We start from the raw sequence: 25,482 nt of genomic DNA, 5'->3' as shown, positions 1-25,482 counted from the left end.
TATTTAACTTAGTTAAAGTTGCCTCCCCGCTTACTCCCAGGCAGTATAAAGCCCAAGCTTTAGATTTAACTTAAGAGTAAGTTTAAGGCTAACAACTTAAACCTTGATGAAAATCTCGCGCTTATACATCCAGTAAAGTACCAACCACTGCACCAATAATAAGCCTATAACGCTTGCTAATGCCTGCGCATTCTCAGGCAAACTTAAAATCACGCCACCAAATAAGCTGCTTGCGGTGTAGCTCCAATTTACGATACTCGACGCAATATAAATCACAATTGAGTTGCAGCCAATGACCGTAAATAAAAAGGCCCATTTCTGCACTTTAATGACATCAATGATGGCGTAAAACAGTGCCAAGAGCAGTATGCTCCAACCCGATGTCACTAAGGTAAAACTGCTGGTCCATAGGGTTTTGTTCACAGGAATGAGAGGAGATAACAACCAGCCTCCCCCAACGAACGCGATACCCGATGCCATTAATATAGCCACTTTATACCAGTCACCTTGAGCATGGGGCTTGACGATAAAGTGCCCCACAAACACTCCTATTAAGCCATTAACTACAGCAGGGATCGTCGAGAGTATACCTTCTGGATCAACCGCCGCATTTTGATAAGTCACTCCAGGTAAAAACAAACTATCAACTGCCGCATTAATTGAGCCCGTCACAGTAAATGGACCTGTGTCATCAAGGGATATAACGGGAAAGGCTTGTAGTAAAGCATAACCAATTAGCACTGTAATCGCGGTGATAATTTGTGTCCGCAAGCTAGTGTGCCAAACCAGTAAAGCACAAAAAAACCAAGCAAACGCGATTCTGCCTAACACACTGGCATAGCGAACGTCGTCAGCAGAAAATAGTGCCCCTGTACCCCAGCCATGGTTATAAATCACGCCAAAAAACAGTAATAACAGCAGTCGTTTTACCGCATGTTTATATAAAGGAAAACGTTGAGGTATTGGCAACTTATCAAGGCGTTTTGGTGACAAGCCTAATGCGACACCTGACAGGAAAATAAATAACGGGAAAATTAAGTCGTAGAAGGTAAAGCCGTTCCAAGCACTATGATGCATTTGCGCGTCAAACCACTTAAAGCCAGCCCAACCGGTCATCACCAACAAAGCAGCAAAAATAGCTTCGCCACCTAAGATCCAGAACATATCAAAGCCACGTAATGCATCTAAAGACTTGAGCCTAAGCTTTACTCTGGGCTTTTCATTTGATTGGGGGTTATTTGTTATTATTGTCATGGTAACGACCCTTTCTACGACTTTTTATAATGGGTATAAATCAAAGCCTTTGTTTTTCAAGTTAGTATTCACTACTGAGGCTTTGATTGACAGCTTCGTTGTTAACTGTAAATTCTTAGATACTGAGTACTTGAGTGCTTAAGTGCTGAGCTCCTAAATACAGAGCTCTAAAATGCTTAGTGATTGAGCCCTTGGATACATAATCCTTGAGTACTTAATCCTTGGGTACTGAGGTCTTGAATGCAAGGCTCTTTGCTACAGAGCCCTTAGTAGCAAAGCCCTTAGCAACAAAGTCTTTAATAGAAAAAACCTTAATAAAAGAGCACTTAACAGAAGAATGTCTAACACTTAGGCTCTACATAAGCTCGATAACATAGCTCATCTAGACAGCAGCACCTAGACCAGAGAATCCAGATAAGAGTATCTAGACAGCCTAACGCTTAAAAACTCGCTCACCAGCAATGAAGGTTTGCACGGCACCATAGTTATTATCAACCAGCACCATATCGGCTCGGCCGCCAAGCTTAAGTGTTCCCATCTTGTCACTAATACCTAAAAATTCAGCTGGGTATAGCGATGCCATTCGCAGTGCTTCTGCAGGCTCAATACCCAACATATTGATAGTATTAGCCACCGCACCAGCCATATCGAGCACGCAGCCCGCAAGCTCACCCGTTACAGCGTTGAGCCTGTCGCCAACACGCAGCACCTGAGTACCAAAGAGCTCAAAGCTGACCTCCTCCTCCAAGCCGACTGGCGGCATTGCATCAGTCACTAACATCACCTTACCTTTAGGCTTGGCATTGATTGCGACTCTTGCCGAAGCTGGGTGAACATGGTGACCATCAACAATCAAGCCACACCAGGCATCCTGGCTCTCAAGCGCAGCACCAACCATGCCAGGATTTCTTGAATCTAGTGCAGACATGGCATTAAATAGATGAGTAAACCCAGAAGCACCAGCGCCAAGGGCTCTTTTAACCGTCTCGTAATCTGCATTAGAGTGGCCTAGACACACTCTTACATCAGCTTTAACTAAGGCCTCTATGACTTCAGGACTCACATTTTCAGGTGCGAGAGTAACGACTTTGATGCCTAAATCTTGACGACTAAAAACCTCAAGTTCCGCATCTGAAATGCGTCTAATATGAGGCTGTGGGTGCACACCTTTTTTAGGCACACTTAAATGGGGCCCTTCAAAGTGAACACCTACAACTCCTGCACTGTTTATCGTTATCACCTCTGCAACGGCATCAGCAGCTTGACGCATAACACTGACATCATCGGTAATTAACGTCGGTAGAAAAGCCGTAGTGCCAAATTTAGCATGAGCTTGGCCAATGGCTTCAATGCCTCGTAAGCTCGGAGAGGCATTAAATAACACCCCACCACCGCCATTAACTTGTACGTCAATAAAGCCTGGTGCAATAAGGCCGCTTACGCGTGACTCGCTGGCCCCCTGCACCGTATCAAACGCCAATATATGGCCGTCTTCAAACGTGATAGGCAAGTCAGTATGGAATCGAGTTCCGTCAAACACGCGATCTGCAATTATCGTCTGCTTCATTTTATTCTCGCTTACTCAAATATGGCGCCATTGAATTGTTTTCTATCTGCTATACATGCCCGCGCTTAAGCCTTCGCATCTTGCTGCTGAGCATAAAAGGCTGCGCCCCACTCTGGCGGCTGCAGTGTGGGTGAAAGTCTACCTAATACATCTTCGTCTAACCAAGCTGCTAGTGGTTCAGCTAATCCACCAATCATAGAAAATCGAGGCGGATTTAACTCAAATAACTTTCTAGCTAGTTCGCTTATATAGCCTGCGCCTTCACGCACTATGTCCAGAGCGACGCCATCATTTTGCGCCGCACATTCAAACACGATTCTAGCAAGCTTGGCGTAGGTACTTGATGACTGCCCAGCGAGGTTTTCAACAATGCCTAATGCACTATTAACCTCAAAGTATTCATAGAGTCGCTGACTTAATAAGGTTTTCTCACCAAAGCCATCTAAATCTAATAACGCGCTTTCACTCGCCTTAAGCCCCAGCCAAGCGCCACTTCCCTTATCACCTAAGGCAAAGCCGTGGCCGCCTAAAAACAGCTCTTTATCTGCTACGCGAGCGTAACCACAAGAGCCTGTACCTGTGATAATAACCGCGCCATCTAGGCCTTGATGTGCACCAATACAGGCTGTGTGTAAGTCGGTAGTCAAATACATACTGGCAAACGGATGCTGCCAAGTGGCGATATCTTGATACAGCCTAGGCACATTCACTCCGGCTAATCCAAGGCCTGCGATTAAACGCTTGCTATCGGCGGGAGTCAGACCCGCATCAGCCAATGCCAGTTGGCTAGACTCTTCAATGGATTGAAATGTTTGAGCTAAACCATGAAGGGGATTGGCGCGCCCTGCGACACCCGTACCGAGAACTCGATAGTCACGAGTGTAAATTGTTGCACGGCACTTACTACCACCACCGTCGATTCCTATGTATAGGGACTCTTCTTTCGTCTGGCTCATGCCCATGACAGACCTCTTTATTGTTCTCATTCTTTTAGTGCAGAATGGATCTGGGTTTTATATACGCGAATTGCGAATAAAGCCCACCAAGTTAACCTCATGTTACAACAACAATGACAGCGTTGTCATTTGTTTTTTAAACTTGCTCACAAAAACCCAAAAAACGCAGCAACGCCTTAGCACTGCTACGTTCAAGCTTAGTTAATACTTACATTTACAACCAATACACCTGTTGAGTAATTGTTACTTAACAATTAGAGCGCGCCCTTTACGCTTACCGTCAGCTGCAATAACACGCACCTCAACTGGCGCGGTAACTGCTACACCATCTGAATATGCCTGCCATTGTCCTGTTGCATCACGATATTCAATACTAAGACCTGGAAAAATCACATTGGCAAACAATTTTCCATCTTTGATGACAGCACCAGCTGTAGGAACTCGATAGGCGATATCTGCTTTATCTAGCTTAAGAAGTTCTTTAGCACCTAAGGTGTTTGCCACACGGTGCCAATCATCAGCCTGAGCTTGACGCATCTCTTTAGTAAAGAAGCCACTTTGTTGATTATAAACCGCGCCTTGGTATTGATAAGGTACTTCCCACTGTGGCTTATGCCATGCACGCTCAGCGAGCATCATTACTCGAGGAAACATCATGTATTCAGCAACATCATCACTGCGCACGGTTTCGCTCCATAGCTGACCTTGAATACCCGTAAATTGCATTGAGGCTTTTAATGGTCCGCTAATGATGTTACCCGCCTCATCTTTTTTAAGCGTATCATCGGCTTCAAAAGGCAAGTTTTCGATGTCAGTCCATTGCTCTGCATTGGCTGGCAAGTTACCCGGCATAAAGCTATGTATTTTCTGTGAGTTGGTATTACGACTCGCCCAGTAATAGCCGTGCTCTTTAGGGTCGGCCTCATACGGGAAGTCAAAATATAAGACTTCAGGCTGACCTAACACAGCCTGCCAACCAAGATTAGCCTGGGTGTGAGCGCGTTGATGACCGCCATGAGCGACTACGTCCCAAATATTTGATTGGACTTGTTTGGGCATGTTTTCAGGGCGTGTATGGCTCATACCATCACTCCAGCCGGCAGCCTCTATACCTTTGTCAGCAAGTAACTTAGCCGTTCTTTCGATAAAGTAAGCACCGAGCTCTTCCATGCTAGTTACGCCTTTATCATTGTTAGCAATAAAGGCCTTACATGCTGGAGACGCTAACCAAGCACCTGCCGTTTCATCGGCACCTATGTGATAAAGGTTAAGCGGCACACCCGCTTGTTTGTGCATAGCAGCGATTTCATCAATGACTTTATTAATAAAGGTAAAGGTCGATTCCATACACACATTCAAGGTGTTGTCGTTGTAGTACTGTATTGATGAATAAACCGTTTTATCTTCGCTGTCGGACAATAGATATTGTTTAGCTGCTTCGGCTTTATCTGCAGCCATCAAAGTGCGATACCTTGCTTCCATTGACTTAATCGCTGCGCGTGAGTGACCTGGCATATCCATCGATGGGATCACTTGGATTTGTCTTGCGTTAGCGTATTTTAGAATTTCAATGTAATCGGCTTTGCTATAGTAGCCATTCACTTTAGCATCGCTAAAGGGGCCACTACCCAGCTGAGGCAATAAACAGCTATCTTCATTGAGATCATGACAACGCTTACTGCCAACCTCTGTCAGCTCAGGAAGATCTGCAATCTCTAAACGCCAACCTTCATCATCGGCCATGTGCAGGTGCAGCTTGTTAAGCTTGTATGCTGCCATTTGATCTAGCAGGTCTAAAATCAACTGTTTGCTATGGAAGTTACGCGAGACATCGATATGCATGCCGCGAAAATCGTAACGTGGTGAGTCTTCCACCAGCATTGGGTTAATCTCTAACGTATTGGCATCGACAAGAGATGCCAATGAGGCAAGACCATATGAGAAGCCCGCGTCATCGGCGGCAGAAATACTGATCATCTCAGGAGAAATATCCAAACGATATTGTCCTGTAGTCGCTGCTGAGGTTAATGGCAATAGTACTGTCTTGAGCCCTTTATCACTTTGACTCACACCAATTCGCGCTAATCTTTGTAGCGCAGCATCAACCGCAGCTAAGCTGACGTCATTGAGCTCGACATTTAACCCAGATTGCAGCGAAACAGGCTGACTCGCGGCTTTAATTTCAACCTTAACGGGTGTTGGTAAAATACTGTTTTCAGCCAAGGCCACGTTATTAGGCGTAGCTAAGTTATTGCGATACAACACTCCTGTTGTAGCCCATTCTAGCTTGTCGATTTCACGGCGTTTATATTGGGTTTCGCTATTACTAAAGGCACTGACATAGGGACGCACCTCCATGCCTGTTTCAGGATCAACCGTGACTTGTGTACTACGAATAATGACGGGCTCAAGGCCTTCAGCAACGATATAGTAATTTGGCATGGCATCAATTTCAGAAAGTTGCCACAGCTCGCCTCTAAACTGGATGGTTTTAGTTTCGCCGAGTGTAAGCCCTTTAAAGCCTGCAGCGGGTGTTATCTTGTGTAGATCGCCTTGCACTCGCGTAATATCAAACTCATCGCCAACGATGCTTTGAATCGGACGCATCTGAGAGAAATAGATAGACCAGTCTTTATTGCTGATATCCATTTGGGAAGTGAGCGCAATTTCGGCTAAGAAGCATCGTCCATCACTAACGTTTTTATCACAGTTATCATCGGGAACATTGGTTACAACGGTATATTGAACATCGAGGGTATCGGCAATGTTATTAAGAATTGATTGCGTCAAAACACCTTGATTGACAGTTTGCGGGCTGGATGCCTTTGAACTTGCTGGGGCTTCATTTGGGTTAGAGCAAGCACTTGCCGCTAGTGCCAATGCTATTGCGGCGACTACCACGTTAATTTTCATTACTTTCCTCGTTATCAATATTCTTATATCAAAGGTGAAATAATTTAATTTATTTTGATTTGTTTGGATTTATTTGAATTTAGTCTCGCCACTTCCTCCCCTTTAGAAGTAAGCGAACCCCTATACCAACCTACGCGTCTCTTCCATTGTGCCAGATAAAAAAATGGCCGAGTACTCATAAAGCACTCGGCCCATACTAGTTTCTGGGGAGAGACTATATAGGAGTAACAAACATCATGTTTGCCAAAAACATGAAGTAGGAGACCTCATCCTCTTCATGTAGACCTTACAAACAACCTGTCACACAAGCAGATGACAACGCTGTCATTTAAATATACACAAAAGTGTACAAAACAACTACATTTATTTGACACTTAAGCTCTGAATCACTGTTGGCAATTAAAAATATCTAATAAAGCTTCTTTTAAACATGTAGTTAAGAAATCCCCCCAGTTAAAGCGATCTCCCCCCTGAGGATTAAAAAGCACTCAATGCGAGTAACGTTAACCCCATTTCAATCCTCTATTGCCAGTATCACTCGAAGACAACAAATTGCTTAGCTGTTTAAGGTCAATTATTGACAGCGCTGTCACTTATTAGTATACCTATCGTTAACAAGTAACACACATGAGTGTTGCCCTACTTTAGGCTAAATAATATTTAACGACGCAATATTTACAAAGCTGTATTTATAGAGCCTGTATTTACAAAGCTATATTTATTGAAGCTGTATTTATCGAGCCAGTATATACAAAGCTGTATTTATTGAAGCTGTATTTATTGAAGCTGTACTCACAGCTATTTATGCCACAGTCTAAATGGCTGTACCAAAGGACTCAGTAGAATGAACAATAATATCGTCCCTCTTAATTCTGACCATCACCTTAACTTGCTCATTAGCGAGTCACAAGATTACAGCCGTTTTGCCGATCAAAACCTGATACCTGTGGTTTTTCATGAGTTTCATCATTTGGCGATAGAGTTTCCGCTAGTATTTGTAAAAAATAGCGAAACAGGTCAATTTATTCCCGTCGCTATGATGGGGATTAAAGATAGCCTCAATCTGTACTGCCAAAATAGTAACTGGCCCGCAGCAGTTAAACCTCGTGGTTTTAATAATGCACCACTGTCTTTAGTCAAACCCAACCAAGACAGTGATAATGTTCTCGTCTGTATTGATACTAGCAGCCCTTTAGTTACCGAGTCTGATGACAGTGCTCAGCGGGTATTTAACGACGACAAAGAGCAAAGTGAATACCTAAAAAAGCGTACTCAAGCATTGCTCGAAATAGCCGCCTTTAATGAACAAACAAACAATATCTGTCAGTTGCTCGCCGCAAAAGGGTTATTTAGCGTAAAGCAGCTAACAATAAAGCTTGCGCAAAGTGAACAACCTATCAATATTGATGGTGTCTATGTCGTTGATGAACAGACTTTAAACCAGCTGAGTAATGATGAGTTTTTATCACTAAAAGATAATGGATTACTACCGCTTATCTACGCCCATCTGCTATCACTGCAGCAGATCCCTCGCCTTATCGAAAAACAAAATCAGTACGACTTAACTCATTAGTTAATGTGAGAGTTCAGCCGTAAAGCATCTTTGTGGTTGCTACGGCTGATAGTTCGCAAATGCCAAAGGTAGACCAAATGATCGCTACGACTCCTCCAAAAAAGATAATTATTATAGGTGGAGGCACCGCCGGTTGGATGAGCGCAAGTCTTTTGCGTCATGCTTGGGGCAGTGCTGGCTGTAACATTACCGTTATCGATTCTGCCGAAATTGCAAAGATTGGTGTAGGAGAAGGCTCCACTCCAGCATTAAAACGTTTTTTTGAAACCCTAGAAATAGCAGAATCTGAATGGATGCCCAGATGTAATGCCACTTACAAATGTGGTATTAGCTTCCCTAACTGGCTGTCTAACATTGAACACAATAGCTACTTTCATCCGTTTTATTCTGATATTGATACCAAAACAGGTCAGGCGTTTATCCATAACACTGACCTAAAGCGTCAAGGTTTTGCGGTCGATGCACATCCTGATAATTACTGGTTACAAAGCTTTTTAGCAAAAGAAAACCGCAGTCCAAACACCGATATAGCGCTCAATGGCACTATGGAATATGGCTATCATTTTGATTCTGCATTATTAGGTGAATATCTAAAAGAGCGCGCAATAAAACTAGGGGTAAAGCATGTCTCTGATACAGTCGAACATATTGAGACTGATGAAAAAAATAATATAAAGCAGCTTCTCACTCAGTCCGGTGAAAGACTTACCAGCGAGCTATTTGTTGATTGCACAGGTTTTAGCGCTTTATTAATTGGTAAAACCCTAAAAACATCATTTAAAGACTATTCAGACAGTTTGCTCAACGATAGCGCAATCGCGATCCCATCGAATATCAATAACTGTGAACCTATGCCACCTTTCACTGAGTCCGCGGCTTTAAGTGCAGGTTGGGCATGGAAGATCCCCTTAAGTAGCCGTTATGGTAATGGTTATGTATATTCCTCAAAGTATATTGATAGCAACACAGCTGAAGCAGAATTGAGGGCACATATTGGCAATGACTGTGAAGGTATGCCTGCCAAGCATTTATCTATGCGACTCGGAAGAGTTGAAAAACATTGGCATAAAAATGTGCTAGCGGTGGGCCTTTCTCAAGGCTTTATCGAGCCCCTTGAGGCCACAGCCTTAATGGCAGTGCAATATACGCTAGAAGAGTTTATTCGCAGCTATGCAAGAGCTGAGTTAAGCCAGCAAAACCTATTTAACAGCAAGATTAATGCGATGTTTGATGCCATTAAAGACTACATTCAGGCACATTATTTTTTAAATACTCGCACCGATAGCCAATATTGGCTTGATGCACGAAACCTGCAAACCTGCTCTGACAAGCTAAAGCAAATCATAGCGGTTTGGGATTCACCTGATGGCGATCTAGAGACAGTGCTACAAGCGACACAAAGCCATACGGCCTACCTGACTCCGAGTTGGTACTGCCTGTTAGCCGGGAAAGAACGTTTTAACCCACAAAACACCAACAAGCTGGCAAGCGATAAAGCGGTTAAACTTGATAATATTATCAAATACTTTAATACCGTCACACAGCACTTTCCGCCACATCAGCAGCAGCTCCAATCCCTTTACGGTAAAGAGTGGAGAGGTTCTAATCCGTACTCTTAGTACGTTATCCCTGGATATTATCCCTGAGTACTATTCCTCTGAGTACTATTCCCAGGTGCACGATTCTTAGATGCTCTCCGTAAGCGCTATTTGAGCATCGCTAGACGCTACACCCTTTGTAGACCATAGCGCTTAATTTTTTCAAGTAGCTCTCGGTGTTCTGGCAGAACACTAATTAACTGAGCTGAAACCTCATCTAGCCTTTGCTGATAGGAGCTGTTATTCAGTTCGCTTTTATCCTGATTAACCTCAGTGGTATAGTGCATGCCATAAAGCACATAGAGGTAGTTTTCTAAATCGAAAACCTCAAATTTACTAAAGAAGTCTTCTCTATTAGGTACAAAATCTTGCCAAAGGGCCAAACGATTTTTAAGCGTATCAGACATTGTTGCGGGACAACGATTATCAATCCAAAACTGAGAGTCGGCTCTATCTGACAAGCAATAATGCAACTTGATAAAATCAACCACTCGCTCCCAGGCATACTCCATTACATGGTTAAAACGCTGTTTCAGAACAGGTAATTGTTCTGTCGAGGTAGGAAAACGACTCGCTAACAAACCTGCTGCAAAGTCAGTTAATAAGATTGATGTGGCCTCAAGGGGCTCTAAGAAACCCTGCGCCAAACCCAATGCTACGCAGTTTTTCTCCCACGAGCGCTCACGGTAGCCGACCGTCATAGGAATAACTCTGTGCTGATGCTCAGAAAGCTTTCCACCTAGATACTTGTCCAGTTTGCTCACCGCAGTCGCATCATCCATGTATTTAGAACAGTAAACAAAGCCCACTCCACGTCGATTGCTTAATGCAATATCCCAAATCCAACCGGCTTGATGCGCCGTAGAAACGGTGAAGGGAGGAATAATATCGTCACTTGCGGTAGCGACTTGAACCACAACAGCTTTATCGACAAACAACTCCTCAGCCTTACTGATAAACGGCACCTTTAATGAACCGTCAATTAACAATGAAGCGAAGCCTGAACAGTCGATATAAAAGTCAAAATCAAGCGTACCACTGGTATCTGTCACTAAAGACTTGATTTCGCCCTCTTCACCTAATACGACCTGTTTTACGTTCGCACGAATATGTTCGACTCCAAAGCGCTCTGTTGCATTTTCTCCTAACAGCTCAGCAAACTTTGCCGCATTAAGGTGATAGGCATACCCCAAACGACCACTGTACTCTGGATCTGTGATCGCTTTAGGGGCTTTATATGCCTCGCAAACTGCGTGTTGAGGCGATATAGTTCCTGCGTAAGCGCGATCTTTTTTAGACAACCATTGAGCCGTTAACGCTTCTCCCATTGCCGCAGGCATATCAAAGAGGTGATGATAAAAGTTTTCCTCACCATGGCTGTTTTTATCAAGCCAATTAACAAACTTTATTGATTGCTTGAAAGTCACATCACAGCGACGAATAAACTCTGCCTCACTGATCCCAAAACTGTTAAGCGATTGACGAATAGCAGGGACAGTGCCCTCACCGACCCCTATAGTAGGAATATCAGGAGACTCGATTAAAGTTACCGATAAATGCTGATTGCTTAGCGCAGCCTTACCTAAGTGATTCGCAGCCAGCCAGCCTGCTGTGCCGCCACCTACGATAGCAATTCTTTTAATATCCATAGACCCTCTCAATATCCTTGAGTCAAAAAGACCAATACCAAACTAGCACACACTAAGTATTTAATATTTGGCATTTAGTTCTTAGCACTCCAATAAAAAATGCTAATTATCAGATTGTTATTTAATAAAAAACCCAGCAAATGCTGGGCTTTTTGATGACGACTATATTGTATTGATTAGAAGCGCAATGCTACGCCAACTTTGTAACGTGCTTCGCCCTCAAAGCTCCACACGGGGTAGTCAGCTTTAAACTCTGGGATAACCTCTGCATCAAGCGGGGCAACACCCGTTTGAACGCTATCTTCTTCTGTTAGGTTAACAGCTTCGAACGTCACATCCATCCACTCTGTTACGCTGTATGATGCACTCAAGTCAAGTGTGCCATAATCTTCGTGCTGACGGTTACCGTAGAAACCTGGCAGCTCACGCATCATGTACTCGCTACGCCAGTTATAGGCAAGACGTGCAGAGAATGAGTCCATCTCATAAAAGCCAACCAAGTTAACAGTGTGCTTCGATGAATCAGAGAACACACCCACTTGATCTGGATAGTTTTCTGATGGAGAGCTCGCATCAGCGAAGGTATAGTTTGCCGAGTAACCTAGACCATTATCGAAAGAGTCTTGAAGCTGTAGTTCAACACCTTCAATTCGACCACCTTCGGCATTGTACTTCTCACTCACTGTCCAGCAGTCAAATACGCCTTCACCACAAGCACTTGGGTTACCATTATTTTCCCAATCAGCTTTAACATCATTATCGTCAATACCAATCTGCTGATTAAGCTTTTGACGAGTAGAAATGAATGAGTTCACGTCTTTAATAAAGTAGGTAATCGCCGCAAGCCCTTCGCCACCGAAATACCACTCAAGGCTCACGTCAGCCTGTGTCGCTTTAAATGGGTCTAGTGAGACAGAACCTTTATTTAACTTCTCATTACCAGGAACACCATCGTTTAGCCCTGGTAAGGTCGATGTCGCAAACAACTCAGAGTAGTTAGGACGAGACATCACCTGCGCGGCGGTTGTACGTAAAATCAAATCTGAAGTTAAATCAAAAGCAATATTAATGCTTGGTAATACATCGCTGTAGCTCGCTTTATCAGTACTTAAATTATCAGCAAACTGGCCGGTATCGCTCAATGCATAATAATCTGACCTCACATCACTAGATACATAGCGTAGACCGACGTTACCGCGAATACCTTCAGACTGGAACGTCGCCATGGCGTACATAGAGAAGTTTTTCTCATTCAGCGTTCCATAACCTGACTTATCACGCTCAAAACCTGTAATAGCGGCATTCGCATCGTTGATCATTGCATCAAAGTTAGGTTTTGGCAGAGTAAAGCCTGCACCTGATGAAATTGTACCGTTGTAATAATATGATGGGTCACGCACTGCAATATCACCGACAATTGCAAGATCGGTTTGCTGTGTTACGTCATGATCTGCATAACGAACGCCCGTCTTGAATGAGGTAATTGCACCTAACTCAACAGGGATCGTGAAGTTTAAATCTGCATAGGTTTCTTCGTCACTGTTTGGCTGCTTCTTCAATGCCCAAGCAGCTGTTGACAGGTCGCCATTGAAATCACCTGCATCAAAGTCTTTTTTAGCGATATCGATGTCAATAATCTTACCGGTGGCATCGTAACGACCAGCAAAGTCACCCGGTTGGCCAATTGAGTTACCATAGTTAGAGGTTAAGCTAGTACCACCATCTGATTTAGTGTTACCCACACGGCCATCAACAGTAAAGTTTTCAGCTTCATAGTTAAAATCAAAATCAAGCGTGTCAGATGTCATTTTTGCTTTACGTGCCCACGTTTGGGCCCAAGCAAATCCACCTTCACCAGTATGAGTAATATCAGTACAAACGCCTGCGGCATTGACTTGATTACAGGTATTCACGCCTTGCTGAGTCGGGAATAGGAAGATAGAGGTATTGGCGTTATTGGCTTTCATCTCTAAGCCGGTATAAGTCAGACCAAACTCTAGCGCATCGGTTGGACGATACTGTGCAGCCACATTGATAGCGGTACGTTTACGGTCTTGCTGGAAAGTAGATGGGACTATTTCACCCCAACCAAGCAGTGTTTCAATACCGTTACGCTGGTAGTCAGTTTCAGAACCTGCTGCTGAGACTAAAACACCAAAGTTTTCATCATCATTTTTCCAGCTATAAAGACCAGAAAGCTCAGGGTCGATACTTTCTGAAATCGTACCGTAATCGCCTTTTGCGCTAATAAAAACGGTGTTTGCATCTAAATCCAGTGGTTTACGAGTCTTAACGATTACCGTACCACCAATGCCACCTTCAGGAAGGTCTGCTTGAGATGACTTGTAAACCTCAATGCCACTTACCATCTCAGGCGGTAGCAGTGAATAGTTAAAGCTACGGTCAATAGCTTGCTGATCGAACCAACCTGTTGATGCAACAGCGTGGCCATTTAATAAGGTACGGGTCAATTGGCTTGATGCACCACGAATGGAAACCTGTTGGCCTTGGCCAAACTGACGGTTAACCGTAACACCCGGAATACGAGCGAGTGACTCACCCACATCGCCATCGGGAAACTTACCAATATCTTCTGCGGTAATGGCATCAACAACAGAATCTGAAAATCTTTTTTCATTGATTGACGCTTTCATTGAAGCGCGCATGCCGCGAACTTCAATTTTTTCAATGTTTTCGTCTGCTGCAGCTTTCGCATCAGCCTCTGCTGCTATTGCAGAAACTGACATAGCGCCACTCATTAGCAGCGCGATATTTGTAGCTAGTACACTTTTCTTAAAGGTAGATGGTCGCATCTCGTTTCCCTTCCATAACTTATTATCTTTTTTTTATATCCATAACCATTCCAGAAGCGGAATGACAACGCTGTCATGTCTAGGGCAAACATTACACAATTATTAACAGTCGCGCCACAACAAAATAACCACCGAGCTCATTATAATTGTATAAAATAACAATGACCGATATTGCACGACTTAATAGTCATTAAAATACATATAGTTAAATCACAGAAAACATTGTGACTAATAAGTGACTTTTTTTTAATCCGAGTAAAAAAACATAAAAGTTGCCTGCTTATCATTGCTAATTTGGATAAAACTTCGCACTATACCGCTAAATTTACGGGCAAATGGCACCATCTCAGCGCCAATTGTTAATCTTGTGTTACCATGGTTTGGCAACGCAGAATGTGTAACGAAGAGAATCTCGCTTAATGAAAGTCACCATAAATGATGTCGCTAAACATGCAGGCGTATCGATAAAAACCGTGTCACGGGTTACCAATAATGAGCCTTCGGTAAAGCAAGAGACTATCGACAAAGTGAATACCGCGATTGCAGAACTTAATTACCAGCCCAACTTGGCTGCGCGAAATCTGGCTGGAACAAAGTCATATGTAATTGGTTTTATTTATGATAACCCTAATGCTTATTACATCATCGATATGCAAAATGGCATTCTTTCTGCTTGCAAAGATTTGGGTTACGAGCTGCTCATTCACCCTTGCAACTCTAAATCAAAAAATATTTGTGAAGAGCTGACTAAATTAGTTAAGCACAACCGTTTATCCGGTTTGGTGCTAACCCCGCCGTTATCTGAAGATCCTATTATCTTAGCTGAGCTAGACAAAATCGATGCTAGCTATGTGCGCATTATCGCAGGGGATAAAGTCAAAGCAGACACAGGCTTAGCCGTTATGGTTAACGATAGATCCGGTGCAATTTCCATTACTCAGCATCTGATTGATCTTGGCCATAAAGATATCGCATTCTTAAGCGGTGATCATGAGCATGAGTCGACCAAAGAACGTTTAGCCGGATTTAAGCAGGCATTGAAAGATAACCGTATCTCACTCAATGAAAGCTATATCATAGATGGCAAGTATTCATTTGAGTCTGGCGTTGAAGGAGCCAAAGTCTTACTTAAGAAACAGGTGAGACCGACAGCTATTGTAGCTTGTAATGATGAGATCGCCGCAGGTGCATTATTTGCAGCAAGACTCGAAGGGGTAGATATTCCGTCAGACATATCTATTGTAGGGTTTGAGGATAGTCCTTTTTCACGTCAGACTTGGCCTAAGCTAACCACAGTGCATCAACCCAATGAAGAGATCGCACATATTGCGACAGAGTTACTCATCGCTAAACGCCGAGAACAAAAGTCTGATGTAGCTAAAATCTTCCAGCCAGAGCCTGTCATCAGAGACTCATCAGCCAAGCCACGAATTTAATGTCGGCTATGTTCAACTAAACTCTGTAGCTGCTTTTTCGCATTATTTGTACAATCAGATAATGCGAAAAAGTCGTTAACGTTTATACCGCTTCTTCGTTCTCTTCACCGGTACGAATACGAATAACACGCTCAATATCTGTCACGAAAATTTTACCATCGCCAATCTTACCGGTTCGCGCCGTATCAACGATGACTTCTAAAGCCTGCTCAAGCAGTTCATCTTGAATCACTAGCTCAATTTTAACTTTTGGCAAAAAATCAACCATGTACTCAGCACCACGATAAAGCTCGGTATGCCCCTTCTGACGACCGAAGCCTTTTACTTCAGAAACAGTCATACCAGTAATACCTATATCAGCAAGTGATTCGCGCACATCATCTAACTTAAATGGTTTAATAATGGCTTCGACTTTTTTCATTGTAAAACTCCCTAAAAACTTGCTGAAAGGCTTAATTTGACTGCGCGGTAGCTTATCACGCAGTAGCAAAACTATGAAGTCTAAAGTGATTTATGGGTTAGCACAAAAGTAAACGCAGTCTTCATATAACCGAACAATATACCAATGCGCACTTAAATTCGTCATCAGTAGACTATACTTCGGCTGTACCCCACTCAATATTTACAGGATGTAAATATGCAACTCAAGGAAGAGTTAATATGTACTATAAATCAAGCGGATTCACTCTAGTTGAACTCATGGTGACCTTAGTTGTTGCCACCATATTGACAGTAATTGCAGTGCCTTCTTTTAACTCTATATATGCAGGCGTGCGATCCGATTCTAATATTAGAAAAATTCAGCAGTCAATTCAGATGGCAAGAAACCATGCGGTTGCCTATGGTTCTAGGGTGACAGTCTGTCCGTTAACGGCACATGCCTGTGGCAATGATTGGCAAGGTAATATCAGTATTTTTACTGATTCAGGCCAGTCTAATATTATTGATGGTAATGACAAAATTATTTATCAAATAGGTCCATTTAACTCAAAGGATTACATTAGTTACAATCGATCGGCAATTCGGTTTCAACCTGAAGGTCTCGCCTCTGGTACTAACGGCACATTAAAATACTGTCCAGACTCAGCAAACAGTGAATACTCGAGAGCCATCATTGTTAGCCAGTCAGGAAGGATCCGCTTCTCAAAGAAAACGGATATCAGTTGTGACTAAACACTTACGGAGCACCTACTGATTAACTCAAAAATTCTTCCTAGGATAAAGTCAGAAAATGCATACAAGCCAATATATTGGCATGTAAGGTGGCGGGTTTGGTTACTGAAAATACATCGAAAGTGTAATATACTGATGGCGTTATTAGGCAAAGGAAATCGCCATGAGAAAGTACAAAAAACAATACACGCTTTCACTCTTGTAGAGCTAATGGTGACGTTAGCCGTTGCGACCATTCTCATCACAATCGCTGTGCCTTCGTTTACCAAATTCTATGAAAATACACGAAGCGATTCAGCAATTAGGAACATACAATAATCATTGCAGTTAGCCCGAGGCCAAGCAATCAGCTATGCTTCTGTCGTCAGTGTTTGTCCACTTGTAGGAAGTACATGTGGCAGCAATTGGCAAGATGGGCTCAGTGTATTGATAGATAATGGAACACTTGGAACGCTTGATAGCACTAATGGTATAGATGACAAAGTGATTAGAGTTGTGGATGCTTTTAATTCAAAAGATTTCATTAGCTACGATGAAAAGTCTATTAGTTTCTCTTCTGATGGTCTTACAACGGGAAATTTACCTCAGGTATAATCTCATATTGTCCAACAAGTAAAACCAATGATAATGCCAAAGCAGTGGAAATCAGTCGCACTGGTAAGATCAGGTTTTCAACAGCAACGACAACCTGTAGCTAAACGTAAAAGCAGTAATTAGCCATATTACTGCTTTTAAATAAGTTGATTACCGAACAGTTAAACTATCTAGTTTTTTCCCTGCTGCGGTATTAAAGGTTTCGTGCAACCCCACGCACTCAACAACTTCCTTAATGTAGGCTCGATTACCGTCGTTTCTATCTGGTACTTTATTTGCTGGTAACTTTGCCATTTTAAGCTTTAGCTTGTTAATAGGCCAAGAGTAAAAGCCTATTTGGTCAGCTTTAGTCGTTTTAAGAAAGCATTTAAAGTCTTTCACCTCTTTTGTCTTTGCCGCTACTACTGAATTCGACAGCAAAATTAAAAATAGGCAACATAACAGTTTTTTCATTACCAGCACTCCAGCGGAGTCTTGACTCCTGATTCAGTAATTGCCATTGAATTACAAACTTGATCTCTATAAGAATGGTTACCAGTAGCCGTAGCGGTTAGTTTAAACCGCCCTTTCTCTGGAACCACACTACTAACCTTAAAGTAACCATTTTCAGTTAAGGCAGGGCTTTCAGGGTAACCCAGAGTTGTCATATAAACTGTATAAACTCGGGAATCTAAATATAGCTGCTCTTGTTTATTAGCCGCTTCCAATAACATTATTTGCGCATCGGAACGTGCAGATTTAATAACATAATCAATATAAGAGGGGTATGCAATTGAAGCTAATATTCCTATTATCGCAACAGTAACCATTAACTCGATAAGTGTGAAACCTTTAGCGTTAAACATAAAATACCTTAGTCCTTTGCATGGTAATAAATACGGTTAATCCCAAGAGCAGAACCAACACACTTATCATCACCGTTTTGGCACTCGGGTGGTTTAGGGCAGTTAATATCTCCCTCAACGCAAGGCAGTCTTGGAGCATCGGGAATGGGGAAATAGATATCCCCTTCAGGTATTAATGGAGGGGGCGTATCTGGCACTCTTTCGCCTAATTCAATATACTCTTGCGTATAAGTTCGAGTCCCTTTATGCAAAGCAAAAGGGTATAAGCGCCCCATCCCTGCGATCAAACACTGGTTGCTTGAAGAGGTATCTCCGGGTACATAAGAAGTAAAATACACCATGCCCTGAATAATCGATGCGCCGGCTAGACTCTTCTCACCTGTATCTCCCAGGCTATAATACCAGCCCAACTTCTTACCAAAGGCAATATTCTCCGATTCAGTTGAGGCTGCTTTATTCGTAATGTCATAAAGATCCGCCAAAGTAATAGCCTCAGGAACCGTATTTTCACTCGATCCATTAAAAGATCGTGTCACCACATTACGATCTTGTAGAGTAAATAACTTATCTTGACGAGTCTTGTCTGAAGGGTGTGGACGATGTCCAGTCCCAATAGCTACGGCATCATAAGGTATATCCTGATAAGTTTTTACTGTCGTAGTGGTGCCATCATAAGTCACATCAACTTCAGATAAATTGGTAAAAACAGTTTGAGCAACAACAGGCTCAGCAAAGAAGCGTCTATCGTTTGTTAAGGAGCCCCCTCCTAAATCAGCGAATTTAAATGCTGTCCAAGGGTGGGTCGAATCTTTAGGGTTAGCACTAGGGAGATCCAGTCGCCAAATATTACCGCCAGTATCCGAGGCATAAATTCTATCGGTTAACTTATCACTATTACTATCTAATACAGCTACAGAGTTAGGAATACTATCTGTAATCCCCGGAAGCTGAGTCGTATTAGATGCTGAACTTGGACCAAATGAATGTACTAGAGTGCCAGTTTCAGCATCAAGAATATAAACACCACGACCTTCTGAATCGTTCATCCCCACTGCAGCGCCGTCTTTCGTTGACGGTGAGTAACCTGCACCGAAGATCAATACGGGCTTTGCCTTACTAGGATCAGTATTGCCCGTAGGCCAACCAGGGATGTGGGTAACGACCGGTTCTGACCAAGTTTGAGCTAGCTCAGCCATTCCTGCGCTATTAGAATCAATTTTCCACATAAACCTAGGAGAGTCAGGAGTCGTAACATCGAAAGCATAGTATGATTTACCACCACGACGCATTCCAACAAAGACCCATGCTTTCTCCACCCCCGAAGCTCCGGTCTTGACGTAACTAACAGGAGAGCTATCGAGACCATAAACAGAATGAACCCCTGTTGGAACATTAGCCTTTAATTCCCTAATATTGGGCAATAACTCATATGGCATAAAGGCCCAAGATTCACTCACGGTTGCATCTTCATCTTTAAACATATGCAAAAAGCCATGATTGGTTCCCATTAGGATCCGAATATCAGGTGTGTTAGCAGTACCAAAGTTGATAGCTAACGGCCGCGAGTGAAGTGGGTCGCCCATAAGTTGCTCACGGACATCATCAGTCTGTGAGTTACCATTATCATCATCAGTATCGTAACCTTTGACCCAATTGAACGCCTCTTCCAATTGAGTTTCATCCACGCCCATATGCAGTGCAAGCTGAGCATCCCCCCCCGCATAGCTAGATGCATTCGACTTATTAAATGTCGCCATGCTGCCATTAGAGCCAATATTACTTAAAATTGTTCTCTGAGGGACTTTTCGTACAGATTCTGCAGCGCCACCAACTCTAACATCATTACCGTCGCCACCATCACTAGCAGCTGCACAGGTAGAGTCCAATGTCCAATAAGAACATGCCGAAGAGACTAAGTTACCATCATCCCCTATGGCATTAACTCCATTCTTATCAACGATATCACCATCACCTGTTACTCTAAACTTCTTCAAGTTACCAGACCACCTTGGTCCTTTATTAGGTAAAAACATCGCATAGTAAACAGAGTCAAAGGTTCGAGTTCTATCGAAGTTATTACTCGCAATAGAGGGAGAAGTAAAGCTCGCATTAACTTCTAAAATCTGTGAAAAGACTTGTTGTAGCGCAGACTGTAAAGCGGATGCATTCGCTGCCGCAAAATATTGTCCGCCCCCCTTCTCTGCTGTTTTTAATAGTAAATCTGCCGCGTCTGCAGCCCCTTCACTAAAGCCAATCGTAAATGTCGTTACATTTTGGTCATCAGGATAGTCTTCAGATGTATTGACATCATTAGTATTCATCCAACCAGCTAACGCTGGCAGGTAACTGGTAAAAGAAGGGCTAGTATTTATAAATTTGTCGCTAGTGTTTACGCCGGGTAAATCTAATACTTCCTGATTGGCATTTTGATCTAATGTCGGAACACCATCGGTAATATAAACAACATAGGCTCGGTTCTGACATTCTTTAAAAGGCGAAACATACTTCCCGTTAGATTCTACATTCTTGTCCGTATCACGAGGGGGAATGTTCTTTTTATAACCTAAGTTACCGACATTATAATCGTCATCACCGAAATAAACGCTTTTACCAGAGAAATAGCGATAGGCTTCATAAAGGGTTTCACATAACGGCGTATTGGTTGAAGCTGGTAAGTTATCAATGGTTTCCAGTAACGAGATTTTATTGTCTTCATTCATCACCTTTATACCAGAGATAATCCGTCCACCATCGCCATCCCCCTCTCGAGGATAGTTAATGTTAAAAATAGCGAGGCCGAAATCAACACTTGGCGTCGTGACAATGGTGTTTTTAATCACCTCTTTAGCGATTGCTAATCGAGTCTTTGGTACAGTCTCTTGGTCGCCGTGATACCAACGCAAGTAGTTATCCGTATAGAGAGTAATAGGTTGGCCGGTTCCAAAAGCTGTCTGCTTCGCTTGTTCATAAGCGGCATCGATTTCTGCTTGACTAGACCCGCCATTAACTTCTGCGTAGCGAATTGGATTTTGCTTTTTACCTGCACTATCAATCGGAAAACCTGATGGTTGATTAGGTGCATTACGCCACTTTTTGCCTTCTATATCATCGAAACAATCAATATGAGTAATATTGGCGCCATTGTTATCAGGCACTTCCTGCCATGTTCCATTTTGTCCCGAAAAGCCATACTCTCTGAAGAAACCAGTAAAAACACCATACTTTTCTAGGTAATCCCAAGAGGTCTCACAACCGTTTATCTCTGATAAAAAACGACGGCTTTCTGATGGGCTATCAGGCACAGGCATTGCTGTATTATCAATACCACCTTTAGTAAAATAGACCATTCTCTCCTGTAGAGAATTATCACTTCCTACCGCAGGATAAGTGACATCCGGATCATAAAATGCCTCAGCATCATCGACCATATTCCCCATACTACCTGAATTATCAAAGATAATAAGCACTTGGGGCCTTGCTCCAGAACGGGCCGATGATTCATAAACATAGAGCTCGGTATCATCACTATGGCTTGCACCAGAGAAAACCGCGACAGCGAATATAGCTGCTGTAAAAATTCGCTTACCCAACATAGTTAACTCCCTGTTAATACTTCTTGCTCAACACCTGTGACAATACTGACTCGGCCCATATCATTTCGTCCAAAATTTGCATCAGTAGAAACCTCCACTCGCCTACAGCTAATCAAATTTGCGCCACTCGCCGCCGAACTTCTTTGACAAGCCACATCACCATCAACCATAGGTGCTAAAGTACTAGATGCATTAAATGTATCGTCTACGACTGTTTGCGAAGCATTGATATTTGCTAAAGTCGTTCCAGCTTTTGCCGCTAAAACTTTATCCAACGCGCCATGAGCTTCAACCATCGCTTCGATCCTCTCAGACCCCGCCCCGGCCATTTTTATAGATTGATTAGAGTTTATCGCTAGCGCTACACCAATTACCGTCATAATCAGCAAAATAATAAGAGAGAAAAAAAGTACAACTCCCTTCTGTTGTTTGATTTTCATACATTACGTCCTAAAGCAAAATGGGATTTTCAAGCACTACGGTGGTCATAACGACCTTGCGGCGAAACCCATCACCATTTGCCGTAATTTCTTTGTCACCAAGCGTATAAATCGTGTTGTTGGTATAACTATAATCTTCTTCAAGAGAGCGGACTAATACATAAATACGAACCGCGACTAAGCGCTGCAAAGCGGTGTTATCCCACATAAAGCTTGTCGTGCTTTGTGCTGGCCTAAAACTATCTGCACTTTTATCGCCGTTACTATCGAAGCCATACATAACTCTAATATTTTCTATTCCCTCAACGAGTTGTTCATAGCTACTTCCTGATTTCATTCCACCGTTACCTAACACTCTACGCATAAGTACGGGCACATTATTATCAGTTTGTATGAAATACACATGATGTTGAAGCTCCCAAATTCGGGAGTTAGTTAACGGAGGTACAGCTTGATCTCCTGCAAAGATAACGGCCTGGCTAGACGTTGTCGCCATATAATAGCGACTTGAACTCAGTGCCGCAGGCGCTATAGACGGTCCTATTAATCGCTTAACTTGCAGTACATCGGTATCGAGTGATACATCGGGAAGACATGCCATCCCCCCACCTCCGGCGCTATGTTCATAACCCCAAATACGTCTAAAATGAGCAGCCTGATTATTTGGAAAGCTCGCATTGTTAGCCCCTGCCCCTATACAATCATTAGCAGCAGCAATAGTTGGGGCGTTAATCGTTGTATTCATCCCAAGCACAAAGTCAGTACCAGTCATATCCCCCATAAAACCTAGTTGACTAACATCTCTTCCAATTAGAGCAAGTGCAATTCGGCCATTTTCTTGCAATTGATTAAACTGACTAGTCGTTGTCACGTTCGTAGAAGACATTGCGAACATAGAAAAAACACCAAGAGTCAAAAATAAACTGACGATCATTGCAACCATCAGTTCAACAAGCGAAAAACCAAGCTGCGTATTACTTAATTTATTTTCCGTATTCATAAGGTTAAAGAATTACCGTATTAATGAAGTAAAATCGACGTTGGTTCTTGTTTTTACTTTCACCACAACCACGCACAAAAACGGGTTGAAGAGGCCCAGCTTTACTCACTTTATTCATTCCACGCCAACTAAGTACAACAGTAACCTCACCACTAGCCTTTGCATCTATACAAGCTGTAGCGTTATCTAGCCCGCCAACATTTTTACCATCAAGCACTTCTGAGTAGCCTAAAATTTGCTGATCCAATTGATAAAGATCCCATAATCGAGTCTCAAATGTATCGCAGGTATCAATAGGTTGCCCCACAGAAACATCACAACGTTTGCCCGGAATAGATAACGTGCCATTGTAAGTGCCTGAATACGATGTAAGTTGAGAACGGTTTAATTTGATACGACTAATAATATCGTTAGCGTAATAAGACGCCTGAGTCTGCTGAAATGACTCAAAACTACCGCGTTTAGAGATGATATGAAGATTGAATACCCCAACCAAGCCGACGACCAGGATCACCAAAGCAACCAACACTTCAATTAATGAAAGTCCTTCCTCTTTGGTTTCCATTCCGTCAATCCCTCTTCGTCCGCCATATTCTTGACGCTGTTATTATTCTTTTACCTTTATAAATCGGTAACTTGCGACAACATAAAACATACAGATTAATAACGGAGTAGTCGAGTACTATGTGTAACTTGTCAAGTCCTACTTGCCTGTTGTTATGCTTTATGTAGCTGAATTTAATTCAAAAAAAAAGAAGACCAAGCCACTTTTTTTTTATTTTAATTTGTGCATTGGCGTTCAAATTATCACCAAATCACTAAAGGTAACGCAAAACCCTTCCTCTAATACCACTTCAACTTCTTTTTAAGCACTTGCTGGCATCTTTATATTTACTCCAGCAGCGAGCTTAACCAACACTTTTAGTGGCCTATGTCCAATAGTTACTTCAACACGCTCTAAACCATTAACCATGTGGCTGACGAACATAAATTGGCGGAAAAATTACTCTAACGTTCACTCAACAATGCTAATTAAGCTACGGGGGGACAAAAAACAAACTGGATAGCCAGAGAGGCCTTCATAATTACAGCACTTGTAGCACTTTAAGCTCAAAAGGAAGCACCTGTCCGACTTGTGTGGATTAAGAGCTATAGTGACTGAATCACCTATTCAATCTTTATTTTTGGCAGAAAATTGGCAATCTACTTGGCATCACAATAAAGCTCTATACGCCTTTACATAAGCAAGGCTGTGACGCTCGAACTGCCATTAGGTACCTAGTTGAGGGGGACGCTTATGCCACTAATGGCGCTTTGAGTTATTTTCCTTTACTGTCAAGACCTTTTTAAATTTCTACAAACTAATATATCTGCAGAAAAGCCATGATCGTTGTAATATACTGCAAGAGTTATTAGGCAAAGGATACCGCCATGAGAGACTATAAAAAAACAATACACGCTTTCACTCTTGTTGAGCTAATGGTAACTTTAGCTGTAGCAACAATACTAATCAGTATTGCAGCTCCCTCCTTAACGGCTATGTACGAAGCTTCTCGCAGCGATTCAGCAATTCGAAATATCAAGCAATCTCTAACTTTCGCTCGAAGTCACGCTATTAGCTATGGTGCTATAGTGACCGTTTGCCCACTATCGGGTACTAAATGTGGCACAGACTGGAAAGGCGGATACAGTATCTTTATTGATAACGGTACGGTTGGGACTATTGATAGTACCGGGGCAGTAACAGATCAGGTCATTCGTGAAGTCGATGCATTTAACTCAAATGACTTTGTTAGCTATGCGTTAAGCTCAATTAGTTTCAGCCCAGAAGGAATGCTAACGGGAATCTCATCAGGCGCTAACAGGCAAATTGTATATTGCCCTTCGAGTAAGACGAATGAGCACTCAAAAGCCGTAGATATCATTTCATCAGGCAAGGTACGAACTTCTACTGCAACTGGACTAAGCTGCAGTTAAATAAAAAAACCACCAATTATTGGTTAATGCCGATCATTTAGCAGTTTATTGATCGGTTGACCGATCTTTATAAGATGGCAAAATCCGAGTGTTTTTAAACA

General features: G+C 42.6%; 20 protein-coding genes. 7 read left to right on the top strand and 13 right to left on the bottom strand.

Annotation, left to right across the window (positions count from 1 at the left end):
* Positions 1–96: 96 nt before the first annotated feature.
* From nagX to ACVBIU_RS09880, 4 genes are all read right to left on the bottom strand, one after another.
* On the bottom strand, positions 97–1,254 hold the full coding sequence (gene nagX, locus ACVBIU_RS09895; protein WP_447163686.1) for a transmembrane glucosamine N-acetyltransferase NagX: 1,158 nt from the start codon (positions 1,252–1,254) through the stop codon (positions 97–99).
* Positions 1,255–1,687: 433 nt separating this feature from the next.
* Positions 1,688–2,821 carry an N-acetylglucosamine-6-phosphate deacetylase gene (gene nagA / locus ACVBIU_RS09890; protein WP_447163687.1) on the bottom strand — a complete coding sequence of 378 codons (1,134 nt, stop codon included), beginning with the start codon at positions 2,819–2,821 and terminating at the stop codon, positions 1,688–1,690.
* A 65-nt stretch (positions 2,822–2,886) separates the two neighbouring features.
* On the bottom strand, positions 2,887–3,783 hold the full coding sequence (gene nagK / locus ACVBIU_RS09885; protein ID WP_447160475.1) for an N-acetylglucosamine kinase: 897 nt from the start codon (positions 3,781–3,783) through the stop codon (positions 2,887–2,889).
* A 237-nt stretch (positions 3,784–4,020) separates the two neighbouring features.
* Positions 4,021–6,690: a family 20 glycosylhydrolase gene (locus tag ACVBIU_RS09880; RefSeq protein ID WP_447163688.1), complete on the bottom strand. Its 2,670-nt coding sequence runs from the start codon at positions 6,688–6,690 to the stop codon at positions 4,021–4,023.
* 844 nt (positions 6,691–7,534) lie between these two features.
* On the opposite strand from ACVBIU_RS09880, the gene ACVBIU_RS09875 reads away from it, so the two are divergent.
* Together ACVBIU_RS09875 and ACVBIU_RS09870 are read left to right on the top strand one after the other, a co-directional pair.
* Complete coding sequence (locus tag ACVBIU_RS09875; RefSeq protein ID WP_447160473.1) at positions 7,535–8,263, top strand: SapC family protein; 729 nt, start codon at positions 7,535–7,537, stop codon at positions 8,261–8,263.
* A 59-nt stretch (positions 8,264–8,322) separates the two neighbouring features.
* Entirely contained in the window at positions 8,323–9,882 is a 1,560-nt protein-coding gene (locus ACVBIU_RS09870; protein WP_447164945.1) for a tryptophan halogenase family protein, read from the top strand.
* A gap of 107 nt (positions 9,883–9,989) precedes the next feature.
* On the opposite strand, the gene ACVBIU_RS09865 is transcribed toward ACVBIU_RS09870, so the two are convergent.
* Both ACVBIU_RS09865 and ACVBIU_RS09860 read right to left on the bottom strand, forming a co-directional pair.
* On the bottom strand, positions 9,990–11,510 hold the full coding sequence (locus ACVBIU_RS09865) for a tryptophan halogenase family protein (protein WP_447163690.1): 1,521 nt from the start codon (positions 11,508–11,510) through the stop codon (positions 9,990–9,992).
* 176 nt (positions 11,511–11,686) lie between these two features.
* Positions 11,687–14,323: a TonB-dependent receptor gene (locus ACVBIU_RS09860; protein ID WP_447160470.1), complete on the bottom strand. Its 2,637-nt coding sequence runs from the start codon at positions 14,321–14,323 to the stop codon at positions 11,687–11,689.
* 419 nt (positions 14,324–14,742) lie between these two features.
* On the opposite strand from ACVBIU_RS09860, the gene ACVBIU_RS09855 reads away from it, so the two are divergent.
* Positions 14,743–15,759, top strand: a complete 1,017-nt coding sequence (locus tag ACVBIU_RS09855) for a LacI family DNA-binding transcriptional regulator (RefSeq protein ID WP_447163691.1) — start codon at positions 14,743–14,745, stop codon at positions 15,757–15,759.
* An 82-nt stretch (positions 15,760–15,841) separates the two neighbouring features.
* Here ACVBIU_RS09855 and ACVBIU_RS09850 read toward each other — a convergent pair whose 3' ends face one another.
* Positions 15,842–16,180 (bottom strand): P-II family nitrogen regulator, encoded by a 339-nt coding sequence (locus ACVBIU_RS09850; RefSeq protein WP_012154353.1) that lies wholly within the window; start codon positions 16,178–16,180, stop codon positions 15,842–15,844.
* 239 nt (positions 16,181–16,419) lie between these two features.
* On the opposite strand from ACVBIU_RS09850, the gene ACVBIU_RS09845 reads away from it, so the two are divergent.
* The 3 genes from ACVBIU_RS09845 (at position 16,420) to ACVBIU_RS09835 (ending at position 17,526) form a co-directional block, all read left to right on the top strand.
* Positions 16,420–16,932: a GspH/FimT family pseudopilin gene (locus tag ACVBIU_RS09845; protein ID WP_447160468.1), complete on the top strand. Its 513-nt coding sequence runs from the start codon at positions 16,420–16,422 to the stop codon at positions 16,930–16,932.
* 135 nt (positions 16,933–17,067) lie between these two features.
* On the top strand, positions 17,068–17,250 hold the full coding sequence (locus ACVBIU_RS09840) for a pilus assembly FimT family protein (protein WP_447164944.1): 183 nt from the start codon (positions 17,068–17,070) through the stop codon (positions 17,248–17,250).
* Positions 17,251–17,253: 3 nt separating this feature from the next.
* Entirely contained in the window at positions 17,254–17,526 is a 273-nt protein-coding gene (locus ACVBIU_RS09835; protein ID WP_447163692.1) for a GspH/FimT family protein, read from the top strand.
* 150 nt (positions 17,527–17,676) lie between these two features.
* On the opposite strand, the gene ACVBIU_RS09830 is transcribed toward ACVBIU_RS09835, so the two are convergent.
* The 6 genes from ACVBIU_RS09830 to pilV are packed head-to-tail and all read right to left on the bottom strand — an operon-like array spanning position 17,677 to position 23,969.
* Complete coding sequence (locus ACVBIU_RS09830) at positions 17,677–17,979, bottom strand: TapY2 family type IVa secretion system protein (RefSeq protein ID WP_447163693.1); 303 nt, start codon at positions 17,977–17,979, stop codon at positions 17,677–17,679.
* Positions 17,979–18,371: a type IV pilin protein gene (locus ACVBIU_RS09825; protein ID WP_447163694.1), complete on the bottom strand. Its 393-nt coding sequence runs from the start codon at positions 18,369–18,371 to the stop codon at positions 17,979–17,981. The genes ACVBIU_RS09830 and ACVBIU_RS09825 overlap by 1 nt, the downstream gene beginning before the upstream one ends.
* A gap of 8 nt (positions 18,372–18,379) precedes the next feature.
* Positions 18,380–21,964, bottom strand: coding sequence for a pilus assembly protein (locus ACVBIU_RS09820; protein WP_447163695.1), 3,585 nt, complete (start codon positions 21,962–21,964; stop codon positions 18,380–18,382).
* Between the two features lie 2 nt (positions 21,965–21,966).
* Positions 21,967–22,398, bottom strand: coding sequence for a pilus assembly PilX family protein (locus tag ACVBIU_RS09815; RefSeq protein ID WP_447163701.1), 432 nt, complete (start codon positions 22,396–22,398; stop codon positions 21,967–21,969).
* 16 nt (positions 22,399–22,414) lie between these two features.
* Positions 22,415–23,404 carry a PilW family protein gene (locus tag ACVBIU_RS09810; RefSeq protein ID WP_447163696.1) on the bottom strand — a complete coding sequence of 330 codons (990 nt, stop codon included), beginning with the start codon at positions 23,402–23,404 and terminating at the stop codon, positions 22,415–22,417.
* Between the two features lie 4 nt (positions 23,405–23,408).
* Entirely contained in the window at positions 23,409–23,969 is a 561-nt protein-coding gene (pilV, locus tag ACVBIU_RS09805; protein ID WP_447163697.1) for a type IV pilus modification protein PilV, read from the bottom strand.
* 866 nt (positions 23,970–24,835) lie between these two features.
* On the opposite strand from pilV, the gene ACVBIU_RS09800 reads away from it, so the two are divergent.
* The gene (locus ACVBIU_RS09800; RefSeq protein ID WP_447163698.1) at positions 24,836–25,381 is read left to right on the top strand and encodes a GspH/FimT family pseudopilin; all 546 of its coding nucleotides are present in this window, start codon (positions 24,836–24,838) and stop codon (positions 25,379–25,381) included.
* The last annotated feature ends 101 nt before the right edge of the window (positions 25,382–25,482 follow it).

Source organism: Shewanella sp. 30m-14, assembly GCF_052977125.1.
Note: the sequence above shows the minus strand (reverse complement) of the source record. Positions and strands in the feature narration are given on the sequence as shown.